29 protein-coding genes and 1 other RNA gene are annotated in these 25459 nt (G+C 49.9%); 15 read left to right on the top strand and 15 right to left on the bottom strand.

Annotated features, from left to right (window positions below):
• Positions 1 to 147: 147 nt before the first annotated feature.
• A complete protein-coding gene (gene typA / locus A8707_RS02985) occupies positions 148 to 1944 on the bottom strand; it encodes a translational GTPase TypA (RefSeq protein ID WP_068814974.1) in 1797 nt (598 codons plus the stop codon).
• 386 nt (positions 1945 to 2330) lie between these two features.
• Positions 2331 to 2768, bottom strand: a complete 438-nt coding sequence (locus tag A8707_RS02980; protein ID WP_231947909.1) for an EVE domain-containing protein — start codon at positions 2766 to 2768, stop codon at positions 2331 to 2333.
• Between the two features lie 146 nt (positions 2769 to 2914).
• Between A8707_RS02980 and A8707_RS02975 the strand changes: the two genes are divergently transcribed.
• On the top strand, positions 2915 to 3736 hold the full coding sequence (locus tag A8707_RS02975) for a squalene/phytoene synthase family protein (protein ID WP_068814968.1): 822 nt from the start codon (positions 2915 to 2917) through the stop codon (positions 3734 to 3736).
• 29 nt (positions 3737 to 3765) lie between these two features.
• Here the strand turns inward: A8707_RS02975 and A8707_RS02970 are convergent, their stop codons facing one another.
• From A8707_RS02970 to A8707_RS02960, 3 genes are read right to left on the bottom strand one after another with little or no spacing between them, the layout of a single operon-like run.
• A complete protein-coding gene (locus A8707_RS02970; RefSeq protein ID WP_231947908.1) occupies positions 3766 to 4062 on the bottom strand; it encodes a PIN domain-containing protein in 297 nt (98 codons plus the stop codon).
• Positions 4063 to 4101: 39 nt separating this feature from the next.
• On the bottom strand, positions 4102 to 4383 hold the full coding sequence (locus tag A8707_RS02965; protein ID WP_068814966.1) for a hypothetical protein: 282 nt from the start codon (positions 4381 to 4383) through the stop codon (positions 4102 to 4104).
• A complete protein-coding gene (locus A8707_RS02960; protein WP_068814964.1) occupies positions 4373 to 4627 on the bottom strand; it encodes a UPF0175 family protein in 255 nt (84 codons plus the stop codon). Before A8707_RS02960 ends, A8707_RS02965 begins: the two co-directional genes overlap by 11 nt.
• A 200-nt stretch (positions 4628 to 4827) precedes the next feature.
• Between A8707_RS02960 and A8707_RS02955 the strand changes: the two genes are divergently transcribed.
• A complete protein-coding gene (locus A8707_RS02955; RefSeq protein ID WP_068814962.1) occupies positions 4828 to 5157 on the top strand; it encodes a DUF433 domain-containing protein in 330 nt (109 codons plus the stop codon).
• A complete protein-coding gene (locus A8707_RS02950) occupies positions 5154 to 5504 on the top strand; it encodes a DUF5615 family PIN-like protein (RefSeq protein ID WP_068814960.1) in 351 nt (116 codons plus the stop codon). The genes A8707_RS02955 and A8707_RS02950 overlap by 4 nt, the downstream gene beginning before the upstream one ends.
• A gap of 27 nt (positions 5505 to 5531) precedes the next feature.
• On the opposite strand, the gene A8707_RS02945 is transcribed toward A8707_RS02950, so the two are convergent.
• Together A8707_RS02945 and nrdJ are read right to left on the bottom strand one after the other, a co-directional pair.
• The gene (locus A8707_RS02945) at positions 5532 to 6458 is read right to left on the bottom strand and encodes a hypothetical protein (RefSeq protein WP_068814959.1); all 927 of its coding nucleotides are present in this window, start codon (positions 6456 to 6458) and stop codon (positions 5532 to 5534) included.
• A 119-nt stretch (positions 6459 to 6577) separates the two neighbouring features.
• Positions 6578 to 8902 carry a ribonucleoside-triphosphate reductase, adenosylcobalamin-dependent gene (nrdJ, locus tag A8707_RS02940; RefSeq protein ID WP_068814958.1) on the bottom strand — a complete coding sequence of 775 codons (2325 nt, stop codon included), beginning with the start codon at positions 8900 to 8902 and terminating at the stop codon, positions 6578 to 6580.
• Positions 8903 to 9159: 257 nt separating this feature from the next.
• On the opposite strand from nrdJ, the gene A8707_RS02935 reads away from it, so the two are divergent.
• Both A8707_RS02935 and A8707_RS02930 read left to right on the top strand, forming a co-directional pair.
• Complete coding sequence (locus A8707_RS02935; RefSeq protein WP_331711664.1) at positions 9160 to 10062, top strand: Uma2 family endonuclease; 903 nt, start codon at positions 9160 to 9162, stop codon at positions 10060 to 10062.
• Positions 10063 to 10086: 24 nt separating this feature from the next.
• Entirely contained in the window at positions 10087 to 10662 is a 576-nt protein-coding gene (locus A8707_RS02930) for an Npun_F5749 family FMN-dependent PPOX-type flavoprotein (RefSeq protein WP_068814955.1), read from the top strand.
• A 232-nt stretch (positions 10663 to 10894) separates the two neighbouring features.
• Here the strand turns inward: A8707_RS02930 and cysE are convergent, their stop codons facing one another.
• Positions 10895 to 11692 (bottom strand): serine O-acetyltransferase, encoded by a 798-nt coding sequence (gene cysE, locus A8707_RS02925; protein ID WP_068815099.1) that lies wholly within the window; start codon positions 11690 to 11692, stop codon positions 10895 to 10897.
• A gap of 177 nt (positions 11693 to 11869) precedes the next feature.
• Between cysE and A8707_RS02920 the strand changes: the two genes are divergently transcribed.
• Both A8707_RS02920 and A8707_RS02915 read left to right on the top strand, forming a co-directional pair.
• The gene (locus A8707_RS02920) at positions 11870 to 12085 is read left to right on the top strand and encodes a hypothetical protein (protein WP_068814953.1); all 216 of its coding nucleotides are present in this window, start codon (positions 11870 to 11872) and stop codon (positions 12083 to 12085) included.
• Between the two features lie 89 nt (positions 12086 to 12174).
• Positions 12175 to 12945 (top strand): hypothetical protein, encoded by a 771-nt coding sequence (locus tag A8707_RS02915; RefSeq protein ID WP_068814951.1) that lies wholly within the window; start codon positions 12175 to 12177, stop codon positions 12943 to 12945.
• Here the strand turns inward: A8707_RS02915 and A8707_RS02910 are convergent.
• A complete protein-coding gene (locus A8707_RS02910; RefSeq protein WP_068814949.1) occupies positions 12932 to 13483 on the bottom strand; it encodes a 2'-5' RNA ligase family protein in 552 nt (183 codons plus the stop codon). The two genes, A8707_RS02915 and A8707_RS02910, sit on opposite strands and share 14 nt — an antisense overlap.
• Before the next feature lie 97 nt (positions 13484 to 13580).
• Between A8707_RS02910 and A8707_RS02905 the strand changes: the two genes are divergently transcribed.
• From A8707_RS02905 to A8707_RS02895, 3 genes are all read left to right on the top strand, one after another.
• Entirely contained in the window at positions 13581 to 13880 is a 300-nt protein-coding gene (locus A8707_RS02905) for a YciI family protein (RefSeq protein ID WP_331711663.1), read from the top strand.
• A gap of 80 nt (positions 13881 to 13960) precedes the next feature.
• Positions 13961 to 14057: signal recognition particle sRNA small type (gene ffs, locus A8707_RS02900), an RNA gene on the top strand.
• An 86-nt stretch (positions 14058 to 14143) separates the two neighbouring features.
• Positions 14144 to 14515: a phasin family protein gene (locus A8707_RS02895; RefSeq protein ID WP_068814947.1), complete on the top strand. Its 372-nt coding sequence runs from the start codon at positions 14144 to 14146 to the stop codon at positions 14513 to 14515.
• A gap of 161 nt (positions 14516 to 14676) precedes the next feature.
• Here the strand turns inward: A8707_RS02895 and corA are convergent, their stop codons facing one another.
• Positions 14677 to 15837 (bottom strand): magnesium/cobalt transporter CorA, encoded by a 1161-nt coding sequence (corA, locus tag A8707_RS02890; RefSeq protein ID WP_068814945.1) that lies wholly within the window; start codon positions 15835 to 15837, stop codon positions 14677 to 14679.
• A 100-nt stretch (positions 15838 to 15937) separates the two neighbouring features.
• Here corA and A8707_RS02885 point away from each other — a divergent pair, with 100 nt between their 5' ends.
• From A8707_RS02885 to dcd, 3 genes are all read left to right on the top strand, one after another.
• Entirely contained in the window at positions 15938 to 16738 is an 801-nt protein-coding gene (locus tag A8707_RS02885) for an MlaE family lipid ABC transporter permease subunit (RefSeq protein WP_068814943.1), read from the top strand.
• 257 nt (positions 16739 to 16995) lie between these two features.
• Entirely contained in the window at positions 16996 to 17532 is a 537-nt protein-coding gene (locus A8707_RS02880) for a P-loop NTPase family protein (RefSeq protein WP_068814942.1), read from the top strand.
• A gap of 9 nt (positions 17533 to 17541) precedes the next feature.
• Positions 17542 to 18123, top strand: a complete 582-nt coding sequence (dcd, locus tag A8707_RS02875) for a dCTP deaminase (protein WP_068814941.1) — start codon at positions 17542 to 17544, stop codon at positions 18121 to 18123.
• A gap of 203 nt (positions 18124 to 18326) precedes the next feature.
• Here the strand turns inward: dcd and A8707_RS02870 are convergent, their stop codons facing one another.
• Positions 18327 to 19262, bottom strand: coding sequence for a phosphoribulokinase (locus A8707_RS02870; protein WP_197484592.1), 936 nt, complete (start codon positions 19260 to 19262; stop codon positions 18327 to 18329).
• A gap of 305 nt (positions 19263 to 19567) precedes the next feature.
• Here A8707_RS02870 and A8707_RS02865 point away from each other — a divergent pair, with 305 nt between their 5' ends.
• The gene (locus A8707_RS02865; RefSeq protein WP_068815096.1) at positions 19568 to 20305 is read left to right on the top strand and encodes a 2-phosphosulfolactate phosphatase family protein; all 738 of its coding nucleotides are present in this window, start codon (positions 19568 to 19570) and stop codon (positions 20303 to 20305) included.
• Here A8707_RS02865 and A8707_RS02860 read toward each other — a convergent pair.
• From A8707_RS02860 to A8707_RS02845, 4 genes are all read right to left on the bottom strand, one after another.
• Positions 20292 to 21518, bottom strand: a complete 1227-nt coding sequence (locus A8707_RS02860) for a lipid-A-disaccharide synthase-related protein (RefSeq protein ID WP_068814939.1) — start codon at positions 21516 to 21518, stop codon at positions 20292 to 20294. The two genes, A8707_RS02865 and A8707_RS02860, sit on opposite strands and share 14 nt — an antisense overlap.
• A gap of 159 nt (positions 21519 to 21677) precedes the next feature.
• Entirely contained in the window at positions 21678 to 22013 is a 336-nt protein-coding gene (locus tag A8707_RS02855; protein WP_068814937.1) for a type II toxin-antitoxin system PemK/MazF family toxin, read from the bottom strand.
• The gene (locus tag A8707_RS02850) at positions 22006 to 22254 is read right to left on the bottom strand and encodes a hypothetical protein (protein WP_068814935.1); all 249 of its coding nucleotides are present in this window, start codon (positions 22252 to 22254) and stop codon (positions 22006 to 22008) included. Before A8707_RS02850 ends, A8707_RS02855 begins: the two co-directional genes overlap by 8 nt.
• A gap of 53 nt (positions 22255 to 22307) precedes the next feature.
• Complete coding sequence (locus tag A8707_RS02845) at positions 22308 to 22895, bottom strand: Uma2 family endonuclease (protein ID WP_068814933.1); 588 nt, start codon at positions 22893 to 22895, stop codon at positions 22308 to 22310.
• 201 nt (positions 22896 to 23096) lie between these two features.
• Between A8707_RS02845 and recQ the strand changes: the two genes are divergently transcribed.
• Positions 23097 to 25349, top strand: a complete 2253-nt coding sequence (gene recQ, locus A8707_RS02840; protein ID WP_068814931.1) for a DNA helicase RecQ — start codon at positions 23097 to 23099, stop codon at positions 25347 to 25349.
• The last annotated feature ends 110 nt before the right edge of the window (positions 25350 to 25459 follow it).

The raw sequence follows: 25459 nt of genomic DNA, 5'->3' as shown, positions 1-25459 counted from the left end.
AGAGGGATTTTGAAGTCTGGCTCCCTTCTCCCCACGGAGAAGGGTTGGGGATGAGGGCATCTTCGGACTTCTGCAAGAAGTTTAGTCAATCAAAAGGGGCGTATCGAGTACGCCCCTTTTGAATAGGGATTTATGTAATCCCTATTCTTATTTCTTCGCGAGTTTCTTCGCCTTCGCCACCTTCCGTAACCGGATCGACTTGGGTGTGACTTCGAGAAGTTCGTCCGAGCCGATATACTCCAGCGCTCTTTCGAGGCTCATGTCGATCGGTTCTTTTAACTGCACCAGTTCTTCACCGCCAGAAGCCCGGTGGTTGGTCAACTGTTTCGCTTTGCAGACGTTTAACTCTAAGTCTTGTTGACGGTTATGCTCACCGAGAACCATGCCCCGATAGACTTTAACGCCAGGTCTGATGAAGAAGACTCCGCGATCCTCTGCGTTTTGCATCGCGTAGAATGTGGCAACGCCTTCCTCAAAGGAAATCAGCACACCGTTGCGTCGCGTCTCGATTTCGCCGCTAATTGGACGGTAATCGAGGAAGCTGTGGTTCATGATCCCCGCACCGCGAGTCATTCGCATAAACTCGCCTCGGAAGCCAATCAAACCCCGCGCTGGAATCACAAATTCTAGCTGAGTGCGTGAGGTGGTGCCGACCTGCATATCCTGCATCTCGCCCTTGCGCTGACCCAACCGCTCAATACAGCCGCCGACCGCTTCTTCAGGCACGTCTAGCACGAGCGTTTCAAACGGTTCGCAGGGCTGACCGCTGACTTCGCGATAGATGACTTGAGGCTGGGAAACTTGAAACTCATAGCCTTCTCGACGCATAGTTTCGATCAAGATGCCAAGGTGCAGTTCACCCCGACCCGAAACCGCCAGTTTGTCGGGAGACTCGGTTTCTTCGATGCGGAGAGCAACGTTGGTTTCTAGCTCACGGAACAAACGATCGCGCAACTGTCTCGATGTGACAAAATCACCTTCTTGACCCGCAAACGGCGAATCGTTGACTGAGAAGGTCATCTGCAACGTGGGTTCGTCTACTTTGATCAACGGCAACGCTTGGGGATCGTTGGGATCGGTGATCGTTTCGCCAATGTTGGCGTTCGCAAATCCGGCAACCGCGACCAGGTTTCCAGCCGTAGCTTCTTCGATGTCGATGCGCTTTAGACCTTCAAAGCCCATCAGCTTCGAGATTTTAGATTTGACGATCGCGCCTGTGTCGGTGACGATCGCCGCTTGTTGACCGACGCGAATCGTGCCGTTATGAATTTTGCCGATGACGATGCGACCCAGATAATCAGAGTAATCTATCGTCGTGACTTGTAGCTGTAGCGGCTTGGTTGCGTCACCAATGGGAGGCGGAACGTGGCGCAGAATCGCATTAAAGAGCGCCTGCATATCAGAGGTCTCTTCTTCCAGGGTTTCTTTGGCATATCCTGCCATACCCGACCCAAACAAATAAGGGAACTCGCACTGAGCATCGTCAGCACCGAGTTCTAAAAAGAGATCTAATACTTTGTCAACAGCAACGTGAGGGTTGGCGCGAACACGATCGATCTTGTTGATGAAGACGATCGGGCGCAGTCCTTTCTCTAGTGCTTTCTTCAGCACAAAGCGCGTTTGAGGCATCGGACCTTCGTTGGCATCGACAATCAGCAGACAGCCATCGACCATGCCCAACACGCGCTCGACTTCACCGCCAAAGTCTGCGTGCCCCGGCGTATCGACAATATTGATCAGCGTCTCTTTGTAGTGAACTGCCGTATTTTTAGACAGAATTGTGATGCCACGTTCGCGTTCAAGTTCGTTCGAGTCCATGACGCAATCTGGAACCGTTTCCCCTTCTCGGAACGTCCCAGATTGTTTGAGCAGCGCATCCACGAGCGTCGTTTTGCCGTGGTCAACGTGAGCAATGATAGCAACGTTGCGAATCGGGATAGTCATAGAAAAGGTTCCAGTGAAAAGGATTAGGACTGTGGGGTTAGGAGGCTTCGATCGCTATCACGGTTTAGCACCTGCGTCGGAAATAGTAAAGAAGCTTTAATGATTCTATCTTAGCGGTTCCTTAAATAGGGGATGGGTCAGAGATGTGACTTTAACTGAGATCTTGCACCCACTCAATCAGCCCCGTTCGATCGGGTCGTTTTTGGCTCAGACCCGCCCGTGATTGAAAATCACGGTCTAACGGTGCGAAGTCCACTGAAGGGACTGCAAGAGGGTTTGAGGTATTCAGTCCGTTTCAACGGACTTCGCAAGGCTAGCCCGGAATTCCATTCACGGGCGGGACAGAACCGCAGCGAATAGACTGGTGCAAGATCTAAGTTAATGCATCATCTGGCTAAGACTAGAATTTTTTGCGCCACTTCGGGGTTAATTGGCATCACCGAAAGGCGATTGCCCGGTCTAACGACGAGCAGGTCATCGGGCGAGAACTGCGATCGTAACGTATCCAGGGAAACTAAAGTGGACAGTTCTTCGACAAATTCAACACAGACTGTCTGCCATCGGGGCGACTCTTTTGTAGACTTAACATCGTAATAGCGGCTAGCGAAATCAAATTGGGTTGGGTCAGCAATGTTTGATTCGACCACTTTCATCAAACCCGCAATGCCGGGAGGAACGACATTTGAGTGATAAAAAAAGACGAGATCCCCTGGCTGCATTGAGCGCAAGAAATTTCGCGCCTGATAATTTCGCACTCCATCCCAAATCGTCTGTCGATCGCGCTTCAGATCCCTGATTCCATAAACATCTGGTTCAGATTTCATCAGCCAATAATTCATGATAAAAACTCTCGGCAAGGCGATTTAGAAGCTTACTGGATGATGTGCCTAGAAAACACGCTTTGTCAGAGGAAATCGCCTTTTTAAATCACAACCTGGTATAAAGGTTTCGGAGAGGAGTGAACACAAGCATGAACCTACGTAAAGACGCATTAGAGATTCTTAAAGAAACGAGTCGAACCTTCTATATTCCCATTAGTCGGCTGCCATCGGGTTTGCAGGAAGCGGTTTCGTCTGCTTATCTGTGCATGAGAGCGATCGACGAAATCGAAGATGATCCCCAGCTAGAAAACGCCGTTAAAGCCAAGATTTTAAGGGAAATCAGCTTGATTCTACAGTCCGGTGTGACTGGGTTTAAAGACGGCGATTTTGCTCCAGCGTTTGGCGAATATGCCGAGCAACTCCCCGAAGTCTCGCTGAGAATTGGCGAATGGGCAACCCTGGCTCCGACTGATATCGCGCCTCGCATTTGGGAATCGACGGCTGCAATGTCAGATCGCATGGCACACTGGGCGGACTGCAATTGGACGATTCAGACCGAGACAGATCTCGATCGCTATACCTTCAGCGTTGCCGGATCGGTGGGTCTGCTGCTCTCAGATCTGTGGGGTTGGTATGACGGCACTCAGACTGATCGGACGGAAGCGATCGGCTTTGGTCGGGGGCTGCAAGCGGTCAACATTCTCCGCAATCACGGCGAGGACTTGACTCGTGGGGTCACGTTTTATCCCCACGGTTGGACGAATGATGATGTGCAAACCTACGCTCGTCGCAACATTCAGTTAGCGGATGCTTACACTGCGTCGCTGCCAGTGGGCAGTCCTGCGTCTGATTTTTGTCAGATTATTTTAATGTTGGGTCATGCCACGCTAGATGCGATGCTGCACGGCTCTGAAAAGCTCAGTCGTAGTCAAGTGATGGATTTGGTTCAGCAGGTAACGAGCGCGAGTTAAATCTCTCGATTTCTGCCAGCCTGCTGTGCTTACGCTCCTTCGTCTGCTTTCTGCTTCAGTAAGTTAAAAACTTCTTCCGAAAGCCATAATCCTGAATCTCGAAGGAGTTGTAAGCGATTGCCCACCGATTCGATTAAGCCGCGTTGTTTTGCGAGTACGATCGCGCCCCCGGTGCCCAATGTTGAGATCCCCAAAGTCTGGGCACAGCGTCTTGCGGCGGTGTCATCCACCATTGCACGATAGCTTGGATTTTTCAGGGCAAAGCTCAAAGCGGTGGATTCACCTGCACCTAAATCCCAGGTCGCGATCGACAACAGTCCGGACAATTTTAAATCGCCAATGGTGGAATGCGGGTTTCAGCATCATCACTGAGGCAAATACCAACGGTGGAATGCGGGTTTCAGCCTCTGCCTCAAAAAATGTCCGGAGTATTGGATCGAGGGATGAATAGCAACCTCCATCTGCCTTGCCCAAGGAGCGTTGGGTAATTGTTGAGAGGCAATATCGCTTTGGGAAAGGGTCACTTCTTCCCAAACGGATTGAGGAACCAAGATTTCGTTAAATAGTTGCGGCAATAGGTCAGCTTGACTACTTTTGAACAACACAATTAATGGAGAAGCGTTAATGACAACTCGATCAATCGGCATTCAATAACTCCTGAGCGAGTTCTTCATCGGTGTATTGCAGGACAGAGACTTTGTAGCGAGTGAGGGCGGAGATAAAGTCTGAGCGAGATAAGCCAGCGACCTCGGCAGCTTTGCCCTGAGAGACTTCACCTAATTCGTACCATTTGACAGCCGCCGCGATTCGCATTTCCTGAACAAATTCATCGGGAGCCTTGCGAAGCGCAGAGAAAACCGTGTCAGGAAGCTGGATTTGAACCGTCTGCATAGTTTTGCCTTTTAGGATAGAAAAGGTTTGTCAGGTGGGAAATCTGACCTTAGATTAGCTCTTTTCTTAGAATTTACCCTTCCTCCAAGCGCTAGAACCGCAGAATTCTATAGCGAAGTGATCTCGAAGGAGTTGTGAGCGATCGGGCACAGATTCGATATCCGTTTACGATTAAAGGTGTGTAGAGCCAAAACAAATGTATGACAGTTGTTTCAGCTAAATCTTATGTAGAGCATCGCAACGAGGCTTATTGGGTTGAAGGAACTCGGATTTCTCTTGACTCTATTGTGTATGCGTTTCGAGATGGATCATCCCCTGAAACTATCGTTCAGTCTTTTCCGTTGCTGACCCTAGAACAAGTTTATGGAGCGATCGCGTTCTATCTAGCCAATCGTGCCGAAATCGATGCTTACCTGGAAGCTGAGGAAGCCGAATTTAATGCTACGCCTCAGCCGTTGCAATCAACTGATCCTGCTTTATACAACAAACTCATCGCTGCTAAAGCTAGGAAACAGCAGGTGAAGTCGTGAATGTTCGCTATCAAGCTGATGCTGATTTGAATCAAGCGATCGTCACAGGGGTTTTACGACGAGAACCTAAAATAGAATTTCAAACTGCCTTTGCTGCTGGGTTAGATGGTGTTAAAGATGCAGAAGTTTTGGCGATCGCAGCACAACAAGCGCGCATTCTTGTGAGTCACGATCAGAAAACAATGCCATTAGAGTTTGCTGACTTCATCACCAGCAATCAAAGCTCAGGCGTGATCATTGTCTCTAGGAAGGTAACGATCGAAGTGATTATCGACGAACTATTGCTGATTTGGGCGGCTTCTAGTGCAGAAGAGTGGGTCGATCGCATTGCAAAGCTCCCCCTTTGAGGCACTGCCTGACAACACAATTAAAGGTTATGGATTACTTTTATTGTTTGTATTAGTTTCTAGCTCTTGCTTGGAAGCAGGAAGGGCTTTCGGCTCTCTATTACCTGTGATGATCTTCTGTGGTTGCCTATCAAATATCTTGGAAGACTTTTCAAAAGCTTCTTGAATATTTGGTGATTCACAAAGGATCTTCTCGACCTTTTCATGACCTGCAACTAACTCCTCAAACTTAGGTCTCCAATAACCATCAATATCAGGAATAGCTCCAATGATAGGAGCGGTATACATAATCGAGCTGAGCACAAATGCTTTAACTCTCCTGTAGATGGGAGCATCCTTGTCCTTCTCCTGAAGACTATGCTCTGTCATGGCTAAATCACTCACGAATGATTTAGTAGCCTTTTCCAATCCTTCAGTTCCGTCTATGGGGTATCTACGTATTGCTCTCAGAATATCTTCAATTCGCTCTCTCAAAAATATCTTTAAGTCTCTAGACAAATCAGATTCGAGGATTTTAGTCAAAAGATCACTAAATTCATCTTTGAGTTTCTCTAGAAATTCTTGGTCTAGAAATATTGCAGGATTTTGCTTATCAAAAAGATCCGCTAGGGAATCCAATGTATTAAGAATATTGTTGTTAATTTGACCAGCAAAAATAGCCCATTGTGTGCTCCATATATGGCTAACAACAAAAACTTTATGCAGTTCTTCTAGTGTCTGAATGTACCTATCGATCTTTGTTTTATTTCTTATACTTTTTGCTTCTTCCTCAGCCTTACTCAAAAGCTCGTAAAAGTCCACAATATTTTGTGGCTGCTCACTAAGCTTCATTGCTCTCAACAAAATAAGTCCCGATAGTTCATTCCCATCTCCATTAGTAACTGCTTCGGTAAGCAGTTCTTCCAGTCTCCGAAGTGCGTTAGATCCGTGCGTCAGTACATTAGATTCGTGCATTATTCAATTTAAATGAATATATCGAAAGTCTGTTTGTGTTGCGTTCAAGGCTATCTGCCGCTTGATTTTACTAAACGAAGTACCCCGCTGTTTTAGATGGGGTACTTCATTGCGTCAACTTAGCCTTTTTTCTCAGGCATCATGCACTTGTCGCTGTCGCACCCTGCGGGACCTTCAGCCGCCACCTCACCCGAATCGTAGCGAGTCAGCGCCGCATAAAAGTCTGAGGTCTTTTGACGGACTTTGACTTCCTGCTGAAGCCGCTCATAGGTTTCGCGATCGATCTTCTCAAACGGCAACCGTGGAAAAGGTGCATCAAATCGAGCCAGCAACGCCGCACTGATATAGCCTTCGTTGTGCTCGATCGCGCTATAAATCCGCGCTGCCAACCCATCGATCTCGTCTTCACGAAGCTCGATCGTCGCACTCGTATTATGCGTCGTGTAGAACCGCTGCACCTGCATATAGAAATCCATCTGAGCCACCGCAGAGAACTTCTCGATCTCCACCCGATCGGCTCCTGGCAACACTGCCCAAGGCACCTCAACCGGAATCTCAACCAGCCATTCAGTACAGCGAGGATCAAACGGATCGTTGAGCAAGTTTCCCGTGTCGTCTTTGTCAGACTGCGACGGCACAATGCTATACCCGTAGTCTAAACACGCCATCGCAACGGGATCGTTCTTGCGGAACGTAATCCGCCGAATGAAGCGTTGGGCTTTGGGCGGATGCCACCCAGGACTCGCACCCGTCAGCAGCGACTTGGTGCCCGCAGGTTGAACGGTCGTGCAGCGGTTTGGACGCTTGATGTTGTGGCGATCGCAATACTCCCACACCACTTGATGCACGGTGCTGCGCCAGCGAGTCAGATAATCTTGCTCTTTTTGTCTAAACTCCAAGCCATTGACCGTATCGGGTCTGCCTGCTTCCCACCAGCGCAGCCACTCTACGCCAAACGCATTTACGAAAAAGTCGAATAACCCGGTGAAGGAGACTCCGACGATCGGGTCAAGCTCACGAGAATATTGATAGCGCGGCTCTTGAAACTGATGGTTCAGCAGTGCCGCTACCGATAACGCTCCGGCTGTAAACGCCTCTTCCTGTTCTTTGTGATCAAACGGATCAAGCTGATTGAGGTGAACTTCAGCCAAGTTGCAGTGGAAATCTTCACCCAAAATTTCACCACAAGGATTGAGACCATAGCGTCCTAACCGATGCTCTAATTCTCGCTCGGTCATCTGTGGACAGTTTGCTTGAATCCACTGACTGCCATGACCCGACTGATAAGCCTGCAAAAATTCGGTTTTTAACTCAGCCGTGGTGAGAATGTCGGCGTTCGATCGGGCGATCGCCTCTGGCGCATATTGAATCGCACCCTCACCTGAATAAAACTGCTTGCGAACCGCATCGTTACATTCCTGGGCGGTGGGCTGATGGTGATAGACGCGAGTGTGGTTTGCCATTCTCAGCGCATCGCGATCGGGGTCAATTCTCCAATTGCCTTCAGCGTCTTGCTGCCACAGATTTTCTTTGGCTCCCGCAAACTCAGTGTCTTCGCTGCCGCCTTGACGCATCCCCGCTGATCTTCGGATGTTTCCGGCAACTACGCAAGCGGCGGCTTCATCAATCAGCAAGCAACACTCGATCGAGGTCAATTGACGACCAATCGCGCGATTCAGAATTTTGGCGCACCGCTCATATAACCCCGGTAGACGGACAGGATTTGCCATGCCGCCAAATCCTTTGAGGCGCTCTCCGGCGGGACGAACGTGGCTGAGGTCGATCATGACTTCTACATCACTGGTGAAGCGATCGTCGGTGCAGAGTTCTAGTAACCCTTGGTAAGACGCGACCCAACCCTGACGACTATCCCCTACGCAGATGGTGACTTGATTTCCGTCAACGGTGGTCTGCGTTTTCTCTTGGCGCTTTTCTACAGAAGCGGTGCCAATGTCGCTGACGTGCTTTACGACTAAGTGATTGCGGACAGCAGGAAGCTGATTTGTGTATTTAGATTCCAGAACGGCTCCGGTGCCGCAGCCCATCATCGCCAAGTCCATCATCAGCCCAAAGGCTTTCCAGTCAATGACGTTGGTGCTTGTGCAGTTATAGGCACCAGAGAAGTTTTCGGGTTTCTCGATCCAACCCGTGCCGCCGACCCAAAGCCAACGCCCTGATGGTAAACAGCGCATGGTTTGCTGCATTTTTTCGACGAGTGCCCGCTCTTCTGGCGTAAACTGTCCCAAATCCGTCATGCCTTGAATGGTGCGTTGACTGACTTGTTGCCATGACTCGCGGCGATCGTCACTCAGCTTGCGGCTATAAGTGCGATAAAAAACTGGGTTTGCAGCCGGGGCAGAAGCGGGAAATTGCCCTTCAAACTGATGAACAGGCTGACCGCTTGAGTCAGAAATATCTTTGGGTCTGATAATGTCTCGAACCATGAGTGACTCCGTGTGTTAGGGGTAATCGCTGAAATGAATTAACGCTATATAGGGCGCGATCATATAAAAATAAGTTTATACACTCTACATCTAGTATTTGATTTTGACAACCAGTATTTTTATAGTTCAGGCGAACTATCCACAGGTCGATCGAGCATAGACGCAATTTGGGAGTTCGATCGAGACCCATAAAATCATCTCTCATGCTAAACAGAGCGCGCAACTTCTTCTATCCATCAGGCACAATAAAAGTAACCTTGCCACGATCGATATCTATGCCCCCGATCGCACGTTTCTTTCCCGATCCGCCTCTGTCTCCGAGGGTAACGCTGCCCACAATGTATGATCTGCCCAGCGAAGACCCAGAGGAACCTGGTTTGCCTGACGAATATCACGCCCTACAGCCTCAACTTCTGACTCGCGCCTTCCGCAGTCCGCGATTTCCAGGCGACAAGATTTTCACAGGCTCAGACCTCAATCTCTACTACGATTCTCGCCACCCTCAATGGTATAAACGCCCCGACTGGTTTGGCGTAGTCGGCGTGTCGCGTCTCTATGAAGGCAAAGACCTACGCTCTAGCTATGTGATCTGGCAAGAAGGGGTGAATCCGTTTGTCGTCGTCGAGCTTTTGTCTCCTGGCACCGAGAAAGAAGACCTCGGAATCTATGCTGAGTCAGAGTTGCAGTCTGAAGTCAGTTCTGAGTTAGAAGGTGCGACACCTGCATTGAGTAACGGTCAAAGTGAGCCGCCTAAAGAGATTCCGCCTCGCAAATGGGAGGTTTATGAGCAGATCTTGCGCGTTCCTTACTATGTCGTGTTTAGTCGCTACACCCATCGGCTGCACTTCTTTCAACTGGTGGGAGGACACTATCAAGAGCAGCCCCTCGACTCAGAAAATCCTCGCATTTGGATCTCTGAATTAGAGCTAGGGCTAGGAATCTGGGAGGGCACCTTTGAGGGAGTCGATCGCCCGTGGCTGAGATGGGTTGACACCCAGGGCAACTGGGTGCTGACAGACACCGAGCAGGCGCGACAGGAGACAGAACTGGCATTAGAACAAGTCGGTCAAGAACGTCAACGCGCAGAACAAGAACGTCAACTGCGAGAAGAGTTGATTGCTAAGTTAAGAGCTAGAGGAATCGACCCCGACGCGCTCTAATTTGTCCTCCTACATCTGGTTTAAATGGTTCTTGCTCCCTGGAGATCTCCGATCGCCCGTGCCCTTCACCGCAATCGCTCTCTCGTTTATGCCCGCTATCTTCAACTCGCAACAGTTCGCCCAGACGGCAGACCCGCCAACCGCACGGTGGTGTTTCGAGGGTTTCGAGACGACACCAATCAATTGATGTTTATCGCCGACGATCGCAGTGAGAAAATTGAGCAGGTCGAGCATTCCGCCTGGGCAGAAGTCTGCTGGTATTTCCCCAACACCCGCGAACAGTTTCGCTTATTAGGGACGTTGACGATCGTGAAGCAGGATTATCTTGAAGAGGACTTACAGCAGGCTCGGCGATCGATGTGGCAAAATCTCTCTGACAGTGCGCGAGTTCAATTTGATTGGGCGCATCCTGGCAAACCAAAAACTGAGGGTTCTTCGCCTCCGCCGCCTAGCCCGACCGAACCGTTGCCGCACTTTTGTCTGCTGCTATTAGAACCTAGTCAGGTTGACCATTTAGAACTGAGAGGAGAGCCGCAAAATCGTTATCTCTATCATCAAGAAGCTGACCAAAGCTGGAACAAGCAGGAAGTCAATCCCTAAGTGATTTGCCTTTAAAAAGAATAGACCTCTTGCAAAAGTCCCTGCCCTCACCCTAAATCCCTGTCCCAAACCTGGGAGAGGGACTTTGAGATCTGGCTCCCTTTCTCCCAAACTTGGGAGAAGGGGTTGGGGGATGAGGGCATCTTCAGACTTTTGCAAGAAGTCTAATGAGCAGATCGCTGGTTAGTAGAAACTAGCCATCTGCCCACTCTTATCACTAAATCTGTTGCGGCTAGATTCCGGCACCGTCTAGAAATTCGTCGATCGCTCGATCGCTCAATCGACACTTGGGGGAAGGGGCATCCGTTCCCTCAGTTGGCGGCTCTGAAGGGATGAAATTTTGAGCGCCTTCTTGAGGAATCACCGCAGCCATTGCATAGCAAGCTGCCAGCGATTGGCGAGTTTGTACAAGCTGAAGTGACTGCTCTAGCGACTCAATGCGATCGACCAGTGCTCGAATCACTTGCGCCTCAGAATCGGGGAGTCGCCCGTGTTCTAGCGGCTCAACGCGTTCACCCGATCGAAAGACAATCCGACCCGGAACGCCCACTACTGTGCAATCAGACGGCACATCCCGCAGCACCACCGAGCCTGCGCCGATCCGCACGTTGTTGCCGATTTGGAGGTTGCCCAGCACTTTAGCGCCCGCACCCACGACCACGTTTTCGCCCAAGGTTGGGTGCCGTTTGCCGCTTTGCTTCCCCGTTCCACCGAGGGTCACGCCTTGATAAATCAAGGCATAGTCACCGACGATCGCCGTTTCGCCGACCACAACGCCCATGCCGTGATCGATGAAAACTCCTTTTCCGATCGTGGCTCCGGGGTGAATCTCAATTCCAGTCAAAAATCTAGCGAGATGAGAAATAAACCGAGGCAAGAAGGGCAACCCCAGCGAGTAGAGCCAATGAGCGAAGCGGTGAAGAACCAACGCTTGCAGACCCGGATAGCAAAACACGACTTCTAGCCAGTTTCGGGCAGCAGGGTCGCGATCGAAAATGATTTTAAAGTCAGCAATCAGCGCTTTCAGCACAGGTGACACCCCTTGTGGCACGATAGACCAGCTTCTATCTTATCTCGCTTGGTTTATTCGCCCAGTGCTTTCATGGAATGTTTGATCAGACAGCCACTTGATTTATCGTCTACTCACAGTGCAGACGCGCTACCATCCAAAAAGAATCTTAAGTTCAACAAAATAAGGAATCGACTCATGTTCTTTGATGAACTCTCGCCCATCGTGAAAGAAATTGCTCAACAGCCTGTTGCCTTTTTTGGTGGGCTGGTCTCTGGGCTACTGCGCTTGAGTCTCTCTGATGATCCGGTCAAAACCTGGTTAGACCAGCAGACGGGCACGACTTCCTACTCATCTAGCAGTGGCGGTCACAGCGGAAATGGCAACGGTCCTCAGTCGATTTCAATCGATTAGGAAACTCTTGAAAGTGGCACAAAATCTCTAACTATTCCAGTTTTCCTGATCATGATCGAGACGACGACCGTTGGGAGAATTAGGTTGAGATGTATTCTAGCTACCTTGGCTTGAGTTTTGGACTTGTAACCCTATTGCTGCTGCTGTTTGGGGGGCTGCACTGGTTGCAGATTCCGACAGGCAGCTTTGTGGATTGGGCGATCGCGGTGGCGTGTTTTGGCTGGCTGCTGGCGATCGTCACCATCCCGTGGAATATTTACTTTGACGCAAAAGAAGCGCTTGCAGAAGCCGCCCTTTCGGATGAGAAGGGCATTCCTGTTGATCAAAATCAAGTTGACTACATCCGAGTGGTTGCCCAGCGATCGAAATGGGTCGTAATCGCTCTGCACATTTTTTCAGCGATCGGCTTATATGGACTAGCAGCTAAGGGGATCAGTCAAGTGGGCTATCTCAGTTCTGGAGCGGCGTCGCTGTTGACGGGGTTGCGTCCGGCAGTGCGAACCTATCGATATTTTGCGACTCGAATCGCCACGCTGCGAGAGCAGTTTCGATATCCTCGTGAAGATGTGATTGAGCTGCGGAGCCGATTTCAGCAATTAGAAGCAACGGTCGAGCGGTTAGCCTCCCAGCTTGATCCCGACGAGCCGAGTTCTTGGGTGTCGATACAGCAGCGTCAATCGGAGGCGATTCGTCACGACTTAACTAATGTGGCGGCGAGTCAAGAAGACTTACGATCGACCAATCAAGCCGAACACACTCAGCTTTCTCGTGAGGCAAAGCAGGCGATCGCTCAACTCACGACCGACGGACAGTTTCTCGACCATGTGCGTGAGATGATTCGGTTCTTCAAAACGGCTTGATCAAGGGAAACTCAGCCGCGATCGTCCAGCGTTGACCGTTGTGAACCAGTAATGTCAACTCATTCGCCATAAACTCAAAGTGAAGTGACCTGTCTCGAAATTCTTGCCATGCCGCGCTGAAATTTTGCTCTGTCAAATCGCGAAAGGCAACCGTCATGTGGGGCGCAAACGGACGGTTTTTTGAGGCACGATCGACGATCCCAAACCTGGCTTCTGAATAGTCCATCAACTGCTTTTGCAGGGTCAGCAGTTCGGGAGTTTTCACAACATCAATGTAAATGACTCGTGGAGGAAAGGCAGAAAAGCCTTCTAGGGTAACTGGCACCGGGGCAACCTGTGCAAACTCTCGCAAGCCTTGCTCTAGATGAGGTTGATCAGATGCCCACTCAAACGGCGGCTGTAAAGTGATGTGGGGCGGCGATTTTTGAGCCTGATAACTCCCGTAGTGAACCGCAAAATGGTGTTTGATGTCATCCACATAGTCTCGAATCGCTTGGGGCGGCAGCAGAGCGATGAAGAAGCGTTGCGCGTGGCTCATGGCTCACTCTCACAAATGTACATATTTCTAAACTGGAGTTAAAAATTACTCCGTTAACAAACCAGGGCGGTAAGCTACTTACTGGATGGAAACCATTGTGCCAAAGACCGATCGAAGGAAGAAAACTACGATGCCCTGGTTTGTCAAGATCGAAGAAGGAACTGTCGATAAAGTCAGCTTTGATCGCCATGTGTCTGCTCACAAAGCGTTTGTTAAAGAGCTAATCGCCAAAGGTCACGAAGCCCGCACTGGCTACTGGTCTCACTATGGGGGCGGAATGCTTCTGTTCAAAGCGACTTCAATGGATCAGGCAAAAGCGATCGTGGCTCAAGATCCCCTCGTCCAAAATGGCTGTGTCCATTACCAGCTTTACGAGTGGTGCATCGTCGTTGAGTAGATTGGAATTCCAAGTCAGAAAATTGAGTTCAGAATTCAAGATTTAACACCTGCCTCTCTTCTGGTGCTATTCTAGTAAATGACTCGGATCTATGCGATCGCGACACCCAAATCTTGTCAGGACCGGAAGGTAGCAGCAATACGGGATGCTCACGGTAGGCGTAGTCTCCGGGTCACTTTTTTTGGGGACGGTAAACCCCCGTGTCAGCTCTCTCGTTTTCTTCGTATCCTGGAAGAAACTGATCATACAGGAGCTTGAAGCATATGGGTTTGGGAGATCTCGTTCAGAAAGCCGTTTATTTAGGCATCGGCGTTGCCTCTTACGCAGGTGAGAAAGCGGGTGAAAAGCTTGGCGAACTGCGAGTGCAGGTGCAAAAGCTGGCAGATGAGATGGTCGATCGAGGTGAGATGACGGCTGAAGAAGGTCGTCGCTTTGTCGATGAGATGGTGAGCCGCGCTCAACAAATGCCTACGGTTGAATCGACCGACAAAAAACCTGCCGAGCCTCGCAAAATTGAAATTCTAGATGATGACGAAGATCCAAAGTCACCCTCTACGCCTCCTAGCGGTGTTGACGCGATGCGCCAGCAAGTGATGGATCTGCAAGAAGAACTGCGACGACTAAAGCGCGATTAATTAGACTGTAGGGACGGGCGTTGTTGAACCGATCAAGCGCAAATTTTACCCTCACCCTAGCCCTCTCCCAAAAGGAGAGGGGACAAGAGTTCTGACTCCTTTCTCCTTGGGGAGAAGGGCTGGGGGATGAGGGTATCTTTGGACAATCGCAAAAAGTTTAATCAATCTCGATTGCTAGTTGTCGAGAAATTCTCAAACCAGCCTTTGCGCTTAAAGAAGACGACTAAGATAGCCGCGATCGTCACCATCACCGTCCAGCACAACGGATATCCCCAATACCAATTGAGTTCGGGTAGATTAAACGGAGACTTTTCAGTGTTGAAATTCATGCCGTAAACTCCGGCGATGAAGGTGAGAGGAATGAAGATGGTGGAGACGATCGTCAAAAACTTCATCACTTCATTCATGCGGTTGCTGACGGACGACAGATAGACATCCATTAAGCTAGAGGCGAGTTCTCGGTAGGTCTCCACCATATCTAGCACCTGAACGGCGTGATCATAGCAATCGCGTAAATAGACCCGAACTTCATCACTAATTAAGTCGCTGCCATCGCGAATTAGAGAATTGATGGCATCGCGCTGAGGCCAAATCGATCGCCGCAGCGTCAGCAAATCTCGCTTGATCTTGTGAATCTTCTCCAACGTTTGGCGCGTCGGGTCGGCGACGACTTCGCTTTCTAAGTCTTCGATTTCCTCTCCATATCGCTCAAGAATGGGAAAAAAGCCATCGATGATCGAGTCTAAAAGCGTGTAAGCGAGATAGTCAGCATTGTGCTTGCGAATCGTGCCCTTGTTGAGGCGAATTCGTTCTCGTACAGACGCAAAACAATCGTGTTCTGGCTCCTCTTGCACCGTGAGTAGGTAGTGTTTTCCTAAGATCAGGCTAACTTGCTCGGTGAGAAAACTTTTGCCCGATCGCCGCAACATCACCATCTGAGCAATAATCAAGAGCTGCCCTTCATACTCCTCAACTTTGGGACGTTGAGGCACGTTCACAATGTCTTCTAGCACTAGAGGATGCAGCGTAAAGACTGCTCCCAATCGCTTTAAGATATCTTCACTGCCCAAGCCTTTAACATCCACCCAAGACACCGATTCAGTGTCGAGATGAGGCGCGCACTCTTCGGGCGTTTCGACTTGCAGACGAGTGGCGGTGTGCTCGTTGTAGTCAATCAGCACAATGACGGGGTGGGGCGCGTCTGGCTCAATGCTCAACGTCCCTGGCATACTACCGGGGACATCATAGAAGTAATCGATCGTAGAGTCGTCATCGTCAGGTGGCGCAACGAATCTTGAAGCCTGAAGCCGCTTTCCCACCATGCCAAGTTACCTCGCGTTCTGATGTCAATACTGTAATCTGCAATCCCACTATTTGACTTACCTGATATCCTGCTAACGTAGGCTCTGAGAGATCATTCCGTTGACTGAAACGCCCTCCCCTTCTTCATCTTTAGAACTTTGGAGCCATCGCCTCCTTTCTGCGGTGCTGCTCGGTGGACAGGTCTTAGTGCATCTGCTTAAGGGCAAGATCAATCGACGCAACACGATCGACCAGATGGCAGCGGTCGGTCCTGAGTCGCTGCTGATTACTTTAATTACAGCAGGGTTTGTTGGGGCAGTGTTTACCATTCAGGTGGCACGAGAGTTTATCAATCTAGGGGCAGGCACCGCAGTAGGGGGAGTGCTGACGATTTCCCTGTCGCGAGAGTTGGCTCCGGTGCTGACTGCTGTGGTGTTGGCGGGTCGAGTTGGGTCGGCGTTTGCAGCAGAAATCGGCACGATGAAAGTGACTGAGCAGATTGACGCGCTCTATATGCTGAGAACTGACCCGATCGATTATCTCGTGATCCCCCGTGTGATCGCGTGTTGTTTGATGCTGCCGATTCTCACGGTTTTGGCTCTAATCGTCGGCATTGCTGGAGGAATGTTGGTCGCAGAGTCTCTCTATAGCATTCCCAATACGGTGTTTCTCAACTCGGCTCGCAACTTCCTGAGCGTTTGGGATCTGTGCAGTGCGCCGATCAAAGGCTTTTTCTTTGGGGCGCTGATCTCGATCATTGGCTCTAGTTGGGGTTTGACCACGACCGGGGGCGCAAAGGGAGTCGGGCAATCCACCACAACTGCCGTGGTGACTTCGCTGCTGGCAATCTTTATTTCTAATTTCTTCCTTTCGTGGCTGATGTTTCAAGGCACCGGAAGCGCGGTGAACCGAGGACTTTGAGGCATTCCTTTTCAAGAACGTCTGTACTTCTCTCGATTTTTTTTGTATTCTATTTTCTAAGGGTGAATGCCAACCGATCGTCAAGCACGATTAAAGAAACAATCTTTTGAATTCTGCGAATCGTCGATTTAGAGACGATCGCGAACATTCCAGCTTGACGTTTTCATGTATGTAGTGTTTCATAGGGAAACGATTTTTTGAAGTACGCTATATCTATAGTCATTCCCGATCACCCTTCATCGCTTAGATAGCCCCTTATGGTTTCACAAGTAGAAACTCCGGTTTTTGACTCCGATCGTGTCCTCAATCTCAGTGTTGAGGGCTTGGTGCAGGTGTTTACGTCTTTTCACCGCAACTTTTTTACGAGCGTGATGGCGCAAGCGCTGCGAATCGCGGGGCAGGGCACTTCGGTTCTGGTAGTGCAGTTTCTCAAGGGGGGGATTGGACAGGGGCACGATCGTCCGGTGCAGCTTAGCCAAAACCTGGATTGGATTCGGTGTGACATTCCTCGTTGCATTGACACGCCAGAGCTAGATGATGCCGAACTCGCGTCTCTGCTTGAGCTGTGGCAATATACTCAAGCGGTGGTGCATCAAGGCAAATACGATCTAGTCGTGTTGGATGAGTTGAGTCTGGCGATCAACTTTGGGTTGATTCCTCAAGCGGAGGTGTTGGCATTTTTAAAGCAGCGTCCCCGTCAAGTAGATGTGATTTTGACAGGTCCTGAGATGCCTCAAGCGATTCTAGATGTAGCGGATCAAATTACTGAACTTCGTCGCAGCCACCAACCCTAGAAAATCACCATGATTAAAAACGATAATTGGATTTCGCAAATGGCGCAGAAGGGTATGATCAGTCCTTTTGTGCCGCAACTGATCAGACGGGTCGAGAGTGCGCCTGTGATCTCCTATGGGTTGAGCAGCTTTGGCTATGACTTGCGGCTGTCACCCTCTGAGTTTCGGATTTTTCGTCACATTCCTGGCACAGTCGTTGACCCGAAGCACTTCAACCCTGCCAATTTAGAACCTGCGGCACTGCACGAAGATGAGAACGGCAGCTATTTCATCTTGCCTGCTCACACCTATGGGCTGGGGGTCGCCCTAGAGCGGCTAGAAGTGCCCGACAATGTGACGGTGATTTGCATCGGTAAATCAACTTATGCACGGATCGGGCTGATTGCAAACCTGACTCCTGCTGAAGCGGGATGGCGGGGACATTTGACGCTGGAATTTTCTAATTCTTCGAGTGCTGACTGTCGGATCTATGCCAACGAAGGAATCGTGCAGTTGCTCTTTTTAGAAGGGGCACCCTGTTCAGTGAGCTATGAAACTCGACGTGGCAAGTATCAGGATCAGTCGGAGCGGGTGACTTTGGCGCGAGTGTAGATAGTGAAATCCCTAGCTTTCTCGCAGAAGGTCAGGGATTTAAGTGTTTTAAAGCTTTCTCGCTGCGATTCTGCCTCGCCCCGAACTTCAGTTCAGGGCGGGATAGCAACGAAGACCAGAGTTTTTAAACACTGCCTAATCCCCAAGTCTGAGAGTTCAAAGTCCTCCAAAATTGGGGGGCTTCCCAGACTTAGGCAGGAGGACTAGCGCGTGGTCGCTTTGAGCATGTGGTAGACCACCAATAGCTGCGTCAGCGCAAGCGGGTAGCTTTGAATGATTTCTCCCGTTGTGCCTGCCACTCTGCCGATCTCTGGATTCATTTCTCGATTGCAGACGTTTAATAAGTGCGGAGCCTCACTACAGATAAACTTTTCTAATTCATGCACTTGGTCACTCGTAGCGTTTCCATCAATTTCTAGCACATCGACGGGTTTACCCATGTCTCGATCGAGTCCTATCCGAATCGCAGGTTTTGCATTTCCATCAGAAGACGTGATGACCTGACTCAGATCAGGCTGAGGCACCGTCGGACGCAACACGAGGCGCACATTCAAACGTCCGTTCATTTCTTGTAGCTGATCAGCGGGTGGATAAAAGCTAACCACCATGTCAGCCCACGATCGCTGAGGTCGAATATATTGATCTGAGTCTGATTCGCGCTTTTGCAACTCTGCGAGAACCTGCTCTGGGGTATAGCCTCGCTTTTGCGTGTCGCGTTTCACCTTCCACTGAGTTCGCAATGTCTCAGGAGGTGCCAGGTAGACCTTGATATCATAGCAATCGAGCACTCCGCGAGTCGAATAGCCCAACAGCCCCTCAACGATCAAAAACTTACTCGGCTTGATATATTCGGGTGCTTCAAGGGTGCCTGTTTTGTGATTATAGACAGGTTTGAGAATCGGCTGTCCATCTCTCAGCAGAGACAAATGCTGCTGCATGATATCGAGATAATTGCAGTCTGGATGCAGGGCAGTGATGCCCAATTTAGCGCGCTGGGTGCGATCGTAGCGGTGATAGTCATCGGTGCAGATCGTCGTGACGTTTTCTTCTCCCAAAACCTGGGCAATTCCTTTTGTTAGCGTGGTCTTGCCTGCTGCGCTATCGCCAACAATGCCAAGGATGATGGGGCGTTGCATCATGAAGTCCTCCTGTACAGATGTCTAAATCGTTTCAGCGACAACTTACTTTAGGTCTAATCTTAGGGAGGAATGCGGAGTGAGGCAATGCTAATTAGCTCAAGAATCATTGCGAAGCGCGACGATCGGCGTTTTACATCGCTCGAACTCTATGGTGATCCTTAAAAAAATTATGATCTTCTCAGCCTGAGCATCCGCTATTCTAGTGTCTTAGCGATTCTCCAACGGCGGACTTGCACCCTACGCATCCCGGCTCAGAATTGCCTCCCGCTATGAACTCAGTCGCTCGCGAGTTACTCTCTCCCCCTATGAAAATTTTCTTCTATCACACGCCTGAGCTAACGCCTGTTCAAAATGTCGCAGACTGCGCGATCGCGATTGATGTGCTGAGGGCAACGAGCACGATTGTCACGGCGCTATCGGTGGGTGCAGAAGCGGTTCAGGTATTTAGTGATCTCGATAAGCTGATGCAGGAGAGTGAATCGTGGGCACCCGAAAAGCGGCTCAGAGCCGGAGAGCGAGGCGGCGCGAAGGTTGCAGGGTGTGATTTGGGCAACTCGCCTTTAGACTGCACGTCAGAATTGATGCACGATCGTCGCTTGTTTATGACGACGACCAACGGCACCCGCGCCTTAGAAATCATTCAGGCATCTCCAAGTGTGTTGGCGGCAGCGCTGATTAATCGCCGCGCTGTGGTGGATTATGTGGTGAGCCATCGCCCCGAAACGGTTTGGATTGTCGGCGCAGGCTGGGAAGGATCGTTTGCGCTTGAAGATACGGTCTGTGCGGGCGCGATCGCTCACAGTCTGATCGCAGACTTAAACTGCACGTTGGAAGACATCGCCGGAAATGATGAATTGACAGGAGCCGTCGCCCTCTATGACCAATGGAAGGATGACCTGTTAGGACTCCTGCATCATGCGAGCCACGGGAAGCGATTACTGCGTCTCGATTGCCAAGACGACCTCAAATATTGCGCTCAAACCGATGTGCTAGATGTCTTGCCGATTCAGCGAGAAATTGGCGTGTTGGTCAAGAACGGCTGAGGTTCATCTCTTTGAGAAGACAGGTTGCAATGCGGTGAGCGGCTCCGGGATCTCCCATGCGACGGTGACCATTTTCGGCGATCGTCTGGAGTCGATCGGGATCATTTAGCAATGACTGCATTGCCTTGGCAACTTGAGTCGGCTGCTCAACGAGCGTCACAGAAGCTCCCAATAAGCGAGTTTGAGCTTCTGCAAAGGCAGGAGTGAATTGAGGACCGTTTCCTGGAATGATGATGGCAGGTTTGCCGAGTCCGATAAATTGTTCGGTGGCGGTGCCTGCCATTGCGATCGCGACCTGCGATCGATGCAAGCATTCTGCAAATCTAGGCGATAACTCTAGCGTTACTTGTTTTTCACTAAACCCAATCGTATAGGTATTCTCTCCAGACTTCTGCCAGCGATAAGAGACGAGTAGCTGATGTAATCTTTCTGAATCTAATCCGGCTGCAATCGATGCTAAGAATTGTAATGGTTTTTCTAGTTGTTCTCGTAATCGATCGAGTGATTGCAACATGATTTCCCAGTTGTGATAGGCTTCGGGCGGACGAGAACCGGGAATGAGCGCGATCGTCAGCGAGGATTGATTGATTTCGCCTTCAGGATGCCACTCAAGCCCGTCCATCATTGGGTTGCCCAGATCAAACGCTGGAACGTCGAAGCGTTTGAGAATATCGGCGGTGATGCGATCGCGAGGAAAGACTGCTCTACATTGAGGGCGACGCATCAGCCAGCGTTCCCACGGTTGAAAGATGCAGTTTGTCGAACGTTCTAAGCGATCGTCCCACCATGATTTGCGCGGCAGCCACCCTGTCTCATCGCGCAGATAATATTCTGATTTTGCAGTTGCGACGAAGGCGAAGGGTGCGCCACTCAGCCACGCAAACAGCAGCGGCACGATATCTCCGACTGCAAGAATAAACCCGTCTCCTTGTCTCGCCCAAGCCTGGACTGCTTTGATTTGTGCCCACGTTAGCTGCACCAAACCGCCCTGAATATCTCGCGCCAACTGCCGACTATCCATGTAGATAAAGCCACCAGATGGCATGGCTTTGACCGCTCCAATCACGGGGATATTAAGCTTAGTGTAGGCGTGTCCTTCTCCGACGATCGGGAGAGCATCAATCTGCGAAAAGCCTTCTTGCTGAAGGGCGTGCAAAACGCGAACGGCGATCGTGTCTTCTCCATGACCGTTGCTGAGGCAGAGTAATCGCATAACGTCTGAGAATGGGGGACTTAGCTAGGATAATCTACGGTTTGACTGAACGCAGCAATTGAGGTGACACGTGAAAAAAGGCTGCAAGTTCGTCGGCTTGGCGATCGCTGATGTCGCATTGATGCTTCAAGATTTCGAGGGCGATCGTTTCATTGAACGTTATTCTCGCAGGCTCAAGACAGTTGCCAATGCTTGAGAAACTAGCGGTATGTCTGAGTCTGGTAGGTGTCCTAACTTTCTGATCAATCGAGTCTCTGAGACTGAGCGAATTTGGAATGTATCAACCGCAGAAAGTTTAGTCAAGCCATTTTTAGAAGTGATGTCAAGGCTTACCATCCAAGATCTTGCAGCGTACCGACCTTTCCAGTCAGTAATCGGAACGATGACTTTTAGTGGCAAAATCCCGATCGCGTTATCGTTAACAATCACACAGGGGCGAGTTTTGCTGATTTCTGTGCCGACGGTTAGGTTGACGAGCCAGACTTTGCTAAGCATGTGCTTCGTTGGGTTCCTCGTAAAAGTCTTCTCCGTCGAGGTCGGCAAAAGCAAGAAGTTCGCTACCAGGCGTGTAGTCTGAGATTGCAGACGCAGCAGCTATCGCGGGTAGGTGTCTGCGTTGAGTTTGGGTGAGCGATCGTGCTTCTTCGTGACTTAGTTGCAACGCTTTTTCAGCGATCGCGAGTCGATCGTTAACTGACAGGTTTGGTAATGCCTTGAGAATATCCGCAGTTTCCATAGAAGGCTTTTAAACTAATTTCATTATCCACAATTGCGATCGCGCTTCGTTTGCTAACTCCGCAACGCATCGCGAAAGGCAGTCACCGCATCGTGTTGATCGGGAATCGCGGCACATCGGATCAGCAACGCTAAATCTAATTCGGGTAAAAATTCACTGCGAGGAATCTGCTCATATTGGTCTTCTCGCAAGCGATAAATTAGAAGCTGTCCGTCTTGCCACACCCAGACTTCACCCACGCCCAACCCGCGATAGATTTCTAGTTTGTCAAGCAAACCGCTGGTGATGATCACCTCGATCGCGATGTCAGGAATTTCTCTCTTGGTGCCTACGTAATAACATTCGTTTGGCTCTAACCCACGCTGTTTAGCCTTTTTCCGATATGTGGTCGAACCATAGCCATACAGTCGAATATTTGCCTCCAACGCATATAGCTCTAAGATTCGACCGATGAGTGTAGACAGTCCCTCGTGTTCTTCAGATGGCATAAATAGTTCAAGCGTCCCTTCTAGATAAAACATCCGTAAGCCACGATGACTTTCATCCAGAGTCGATCGCAGCGTTTCATACTGTTCCCACGTCACTCCAGACAGAAGAAAGCGCTGCTCTTTGACCTCTTGAACCGTTTGTAGTAGATTCATGCTGCCTCCACTGTACAAACCTTTATTTTAGTGTCTGCGATCGCGGCAAAAAATCCATTAAACCAGATCAAAAGTATTACGATGTCAGATAGAGAATCGTAGAACCTGATACGATGCAAATTGCTTCAATATCTGCCCCGTTTGAGAGAATTGGGTAACTTTGACGGGAACCATGACGGTAGCGCATCACCAGTGAGTTTAATGTCAGCCAGCCCTCCGACCGCCACCACCGATTTTATTTCACTAGAGCAAGCGCTCAAGCACTACTTTGGCTATGACAGCTTTCGTCCCGGTCAACGTCAGATTATTGAGCAGACGATCGAGAATCGCGATCAGCTTGTCGTCATGCCGACGGGGGGCGGTAAGTCGCTGTGCTTTCAGCTTCCGGCACTGCTGAAACCGGGGTTGATGATTGTCGTGTCGCCGCTGATTGCCCTGATGCAAGATCAGGTGACGCTGCTGCAAGACAATGGCATCTCGGCAACGTTTATGAACAGTAGTCTAGGGGCTGACGAGCTACGATCGCGGGGCAGAGCCGTGATGGAAGGTCGGATTAAGCTGCTGTATGTCGCTCCTGAACGGCTGTTGAGCGAAGATTATTTGAATTCTGTATTGCCGCACATTCGCGATCGCGTGGGCATTTCGGCGTTTGCGATCGACGAAGCTCACTGTGTCTCTGAGTGGGGACATGATTTTCGTCCCGAATATCGGCAGTTAAATTATTTACGTGAGCACTATCCAGATGTGCCTGTGATTGCGTTAACCGCGACCGCAACAGAGCGTGTTCGTCACGATATCATTCAGCAATTGCAATTGCGTGTTCCTAGCGTTCACGTTGCGAGTTTTAATCGTCCTAATCTATATTATGAAGTTCGTCAAAAGACGAGTAACTCTTATCGAGAGTTAGTGCAGCAGATTCGCCAAAGTCAAGGGTCAGGCATTGTCTATTGTCTCAGTCGCAAACGAGTCGAAGAAATCGCAGGAAAACTCAAACAAGATGGCATCGCTGCACTGCCTTATCACGCGGGATTAGACAACAAAACACGCAGCGAAAATCAAACTCGGTTCATTCGAGATGATGTGCGGGTGATGGTGGCAACGGTCGCGTTTGGAATGGGAATTAACAAACCAGATGTACGGTTTGTAGTTCACTATGATTTGCCTCGCAACATCGAAGGCTACTACCAAGAATCAGGTCGAGCCGGACGGGATAGTGAACCGTCGCACTGCACGCTTTACTTTGGTGTGGGTGACATTAAGACAATTGAGTTTCTGATTGGTCAAAAAGTCGATCCGATATCGGGTGAGCCATTAGTGGATGAACAGCGAATTGCAACGCAGCAGTTACGCCGTGTGATCAACTACGCCGAAGCGACCGAATGTCGTCGGACGATCCAGCTTGCTTACTTTGGTGAAGACTTTCCGGGCAACTGTGGCAACTGTGATAACTGTCGCTATCCCAAACCGATCGAAGATTGGACGATCGACGCGCAGAAATTTCTCTCCTGCATCGCCCGCTTTTCCCAGCGTGGGCAGAGTTTTGGAATGGGACACACGATCGACGTGCTGCGCGGCTCAAAAGCAGAGCGGATTGTCAAAAATGGACACGACAAACTGTCAACCTATGGCATCGGCAAAGACCGCAGTGTTGAAGAATGGCGAATGCTGGGACGATCGCTGCTTCATCAACGATTAGTCGAAGAAGCGACCGATGGTTATTCGGTTCTAAAGCTGAACGATCTGAGTTGGGAAGTCTTGCGAAAACAGCGAACCGTCAACATTGCTGTCGTGCAACTCAAGCAAAAACTTAGCGTTACCAAAACGCCAGATCTCAACACGCCGGAGACGGAAGAACTCTACGATCTGCTGCAAAAATTGCGGAAGCAGTTGGCAGACAAACAAGCGGTGCCGCCTTACGTGATTTTCTCAAATTCGAGTTTGCGATTAATGGCGCAACAGCAGCCTCAGACTCGCGCTCAGTTTCGAGAAATTTCGGGGGTGGGCGATCGCAAACTTTCTCAATACGGGGACGCATTTTTAGATGAGATTCGCGACTTTCGAGAAGAAAAGGGATTGCCTGTTGAAATCGATTCGTTTCTCGCGCCCGTTACGCCTATTGCGCCCCCGACCAAGCCAGAATTGAGCGAGGCAACCTACACGCAGCTTCACACCCTAGAGCTATTGAAACAAGGCTTAAAACCTGCGGATATTGCCGAGCAGCGAAACATCCGCTTGAGCACTGTCACCAGTCATTTAGCTGAGTTGTTAGAGATGGGCTATGACGTAGAACTCGATCAGTTAGTGATGGGCGATCGCAAAGCCAAAATCATCGAAGCGATGGAAGCAGTAGGAGACAATTCTCTAACTCAAATCCGTGATTTTCTCGGAGATGTGTATGGCTATGACGAGATTCGACTGGTTCGAGCCTGGTGGCGACGACAAGAAACTGTTTGAGAAAGGTTAAGACTCGGCGTTCTTTCTAAAAAGGGTGGCACTCTGATCATAGTCTCCGCACAGGTTGCATTTGATGCTTATCGATACGGAGACTCTTTCACGGTTCCCAT

The organism is Phormidesmis priestleyi BC1401 (assembly GCF_001650195.1).
GTDB classification, from domain to species: Bacteria; Cyanobacteriota; Cyanobacteriia; order Leptolyngbyales; family Leptolyngbyaceae; genus Phormidesmis_A; species Phormidesmis_A priestleyi_B.
The sequence above is the reverse complement of the archived record's forward strand: the minus strand, read 5'-3'. Positions and strand labels throughout refer to the sequence as shown.

Bases quoted from the DNA above. Each gene is read 5' to 3' on its own strand.
- corA (WP_068814945.1), bottom strand. From the start codon at position 15,837: ATGGTGGGAAAGCGGCTTCAGGCTTCAAGATTCGTTGCGCCACCTGAC.
- A8707_RS02960 (WP_068814964.1), bottom strand. From the start codon at position 4,627: ATGCAGACGGTTCAAATCCAGCTTCCTGACACGGTTTTCTCTGCGCTT.
- A8707_RS02945 (WP_068814959.1), bottom strand. From the start codon at position 6,458: ATGCACGAATCTAATGTACTGACGCACGGATCTAACGCACTTCGGAGA.
- A8707_RS02845 (WP_068814933.1), bottom strand. From the start codon at position 22,895: ATGAATCTACTACAAACGGTTCAAGAGGTCAAAGAGCAGCGCTTTCTT.
- A8707_RS02980 (WP_231947909.1), bottom strand. From the start codon at position 2,768: ATGAAATCTGAACCAGATGTTTATGGAATCAGGGATCTGAAGCGCGAT.
- A8707_RS02920 (WP_068814953.1), top strand. From the start codon at position 11,870: ATGTTCTTTGATGAACTCTCGCCCATCGTGAAAGAAATTGCTCAACAG.
- A8707_RS02860 (WP_068814939.1), bottom strand. From the start codon at position 21,518: ATGCGATTACTCTGCCTCAGCAACGGTCATGGAGAAGACACGATCGCC.
- A8707_RS02910 (WP_068814949.1), bottom strand. From the start codon at position 13,483: ATGAGCCACGCGCAACGCTTCTTCATCGCTCTGCTGCCGCCCCAAGCG.
- A8707_RS02895 (WP_068814947.1), top strand. From the start codon at position 14,144: ATGGGTTTGGGAGATCTCGTTCAGAAAGCCGTTTATTTAGGCATCGGC.
- typA (WP_068814974.1), bottom strand. From the start codon at position 1,944: ATGACTATCCCGATTCGCAACGTTGCTATCATTGCTCACGTTGACCAC.
- A8707_RS02865 (WP_068815096.1), top strand. From the start codon at position 19,568: ATGAAAATTTTCTTCTATCACACGCCTGAGCTAACGCCTGTTCAAAAT.
- A8707_RS02975 (WP_068814968.1), top strand. From the start codon at position 2,915: ATGAACCTACGTAAAGACGCATTAGAGATTCTTAAAGAAACGAGTCGA.
- A8707_RS02880 (WP_068814942.1), top strand. From the start codon at position 16,996: ATGGTTTCACAAGTAGAAACTCCGGTTTTTGACTCCGATCGTGTCCTC.
- A8707_RS02965 (WP_068814966.1), bottom strand. From the start codon at position 4,383: ATGCCGATTGATCGAGTTGTCATTAACGCTTCTCCATTAATTGTGTTG.
- A8707_RS02915 (WP_068814951.1), top strand. From the start codon at position 12,175: ATGTATTCTAGCTACCTTGGCTTGAGTTTTGGACTTGTAACCCTATTG.
- A8707_RS02930 (WP_068814955.1), top strand. From the start codon at position 10,087: ATGGTTCTTGCTCCCTGGAGATCTCCGATCGCCCGTGCCCTTCACCGC.
- nrdJ (WP_068814958.1), bottom strand. From the start codon at position 8,902: ATGGTTCGAGACATTATCAGACCCAAAGATATTTCTGACTCAAGCGGT.
- A8707_RS02870 (WP_197484592.1), bottom strand. From the start codon at position 19,262: ATGATGCAACGCCCCATCATCCTTGGCATTGTTGGCGATAGCGCAGCA.
- A8707_RS02955 (WP_068814962.1), top strand. From the start codon at position 4,828: ATGACAGTTGTTTCAGCTAAATCTTATGTAGAGCATCGCAACGAGGCT.
- A8707_RS02855 (WP_068814937.1), bottom strand. From the start codon at position 22,013: ATGCTTAGCAAAGTCTGGCTCGTCAACCTAACCGTCGGCACAGAAATC.
- recQ (WP_068814931.1), top strand. From the start codon at position 23,097: ATGTCAGCCAGCCCTCCGACCGCCACCACCGATTTTATTTCACTAGAG.
- A8707_RS02850 (WP_068814935.1), bottom strand. From the start codon at position 22,254: ATGGAAACTGCGGATATTCTCAAGGCATTACCAAACCTGTCAGTTAAC.
- dcd (WP_068814941.1), top strand. From the start codon at position 17,542: ATGATTAAAAACGATAATTGGATTTCGCAAATGGCGCAGAAGGGTATG.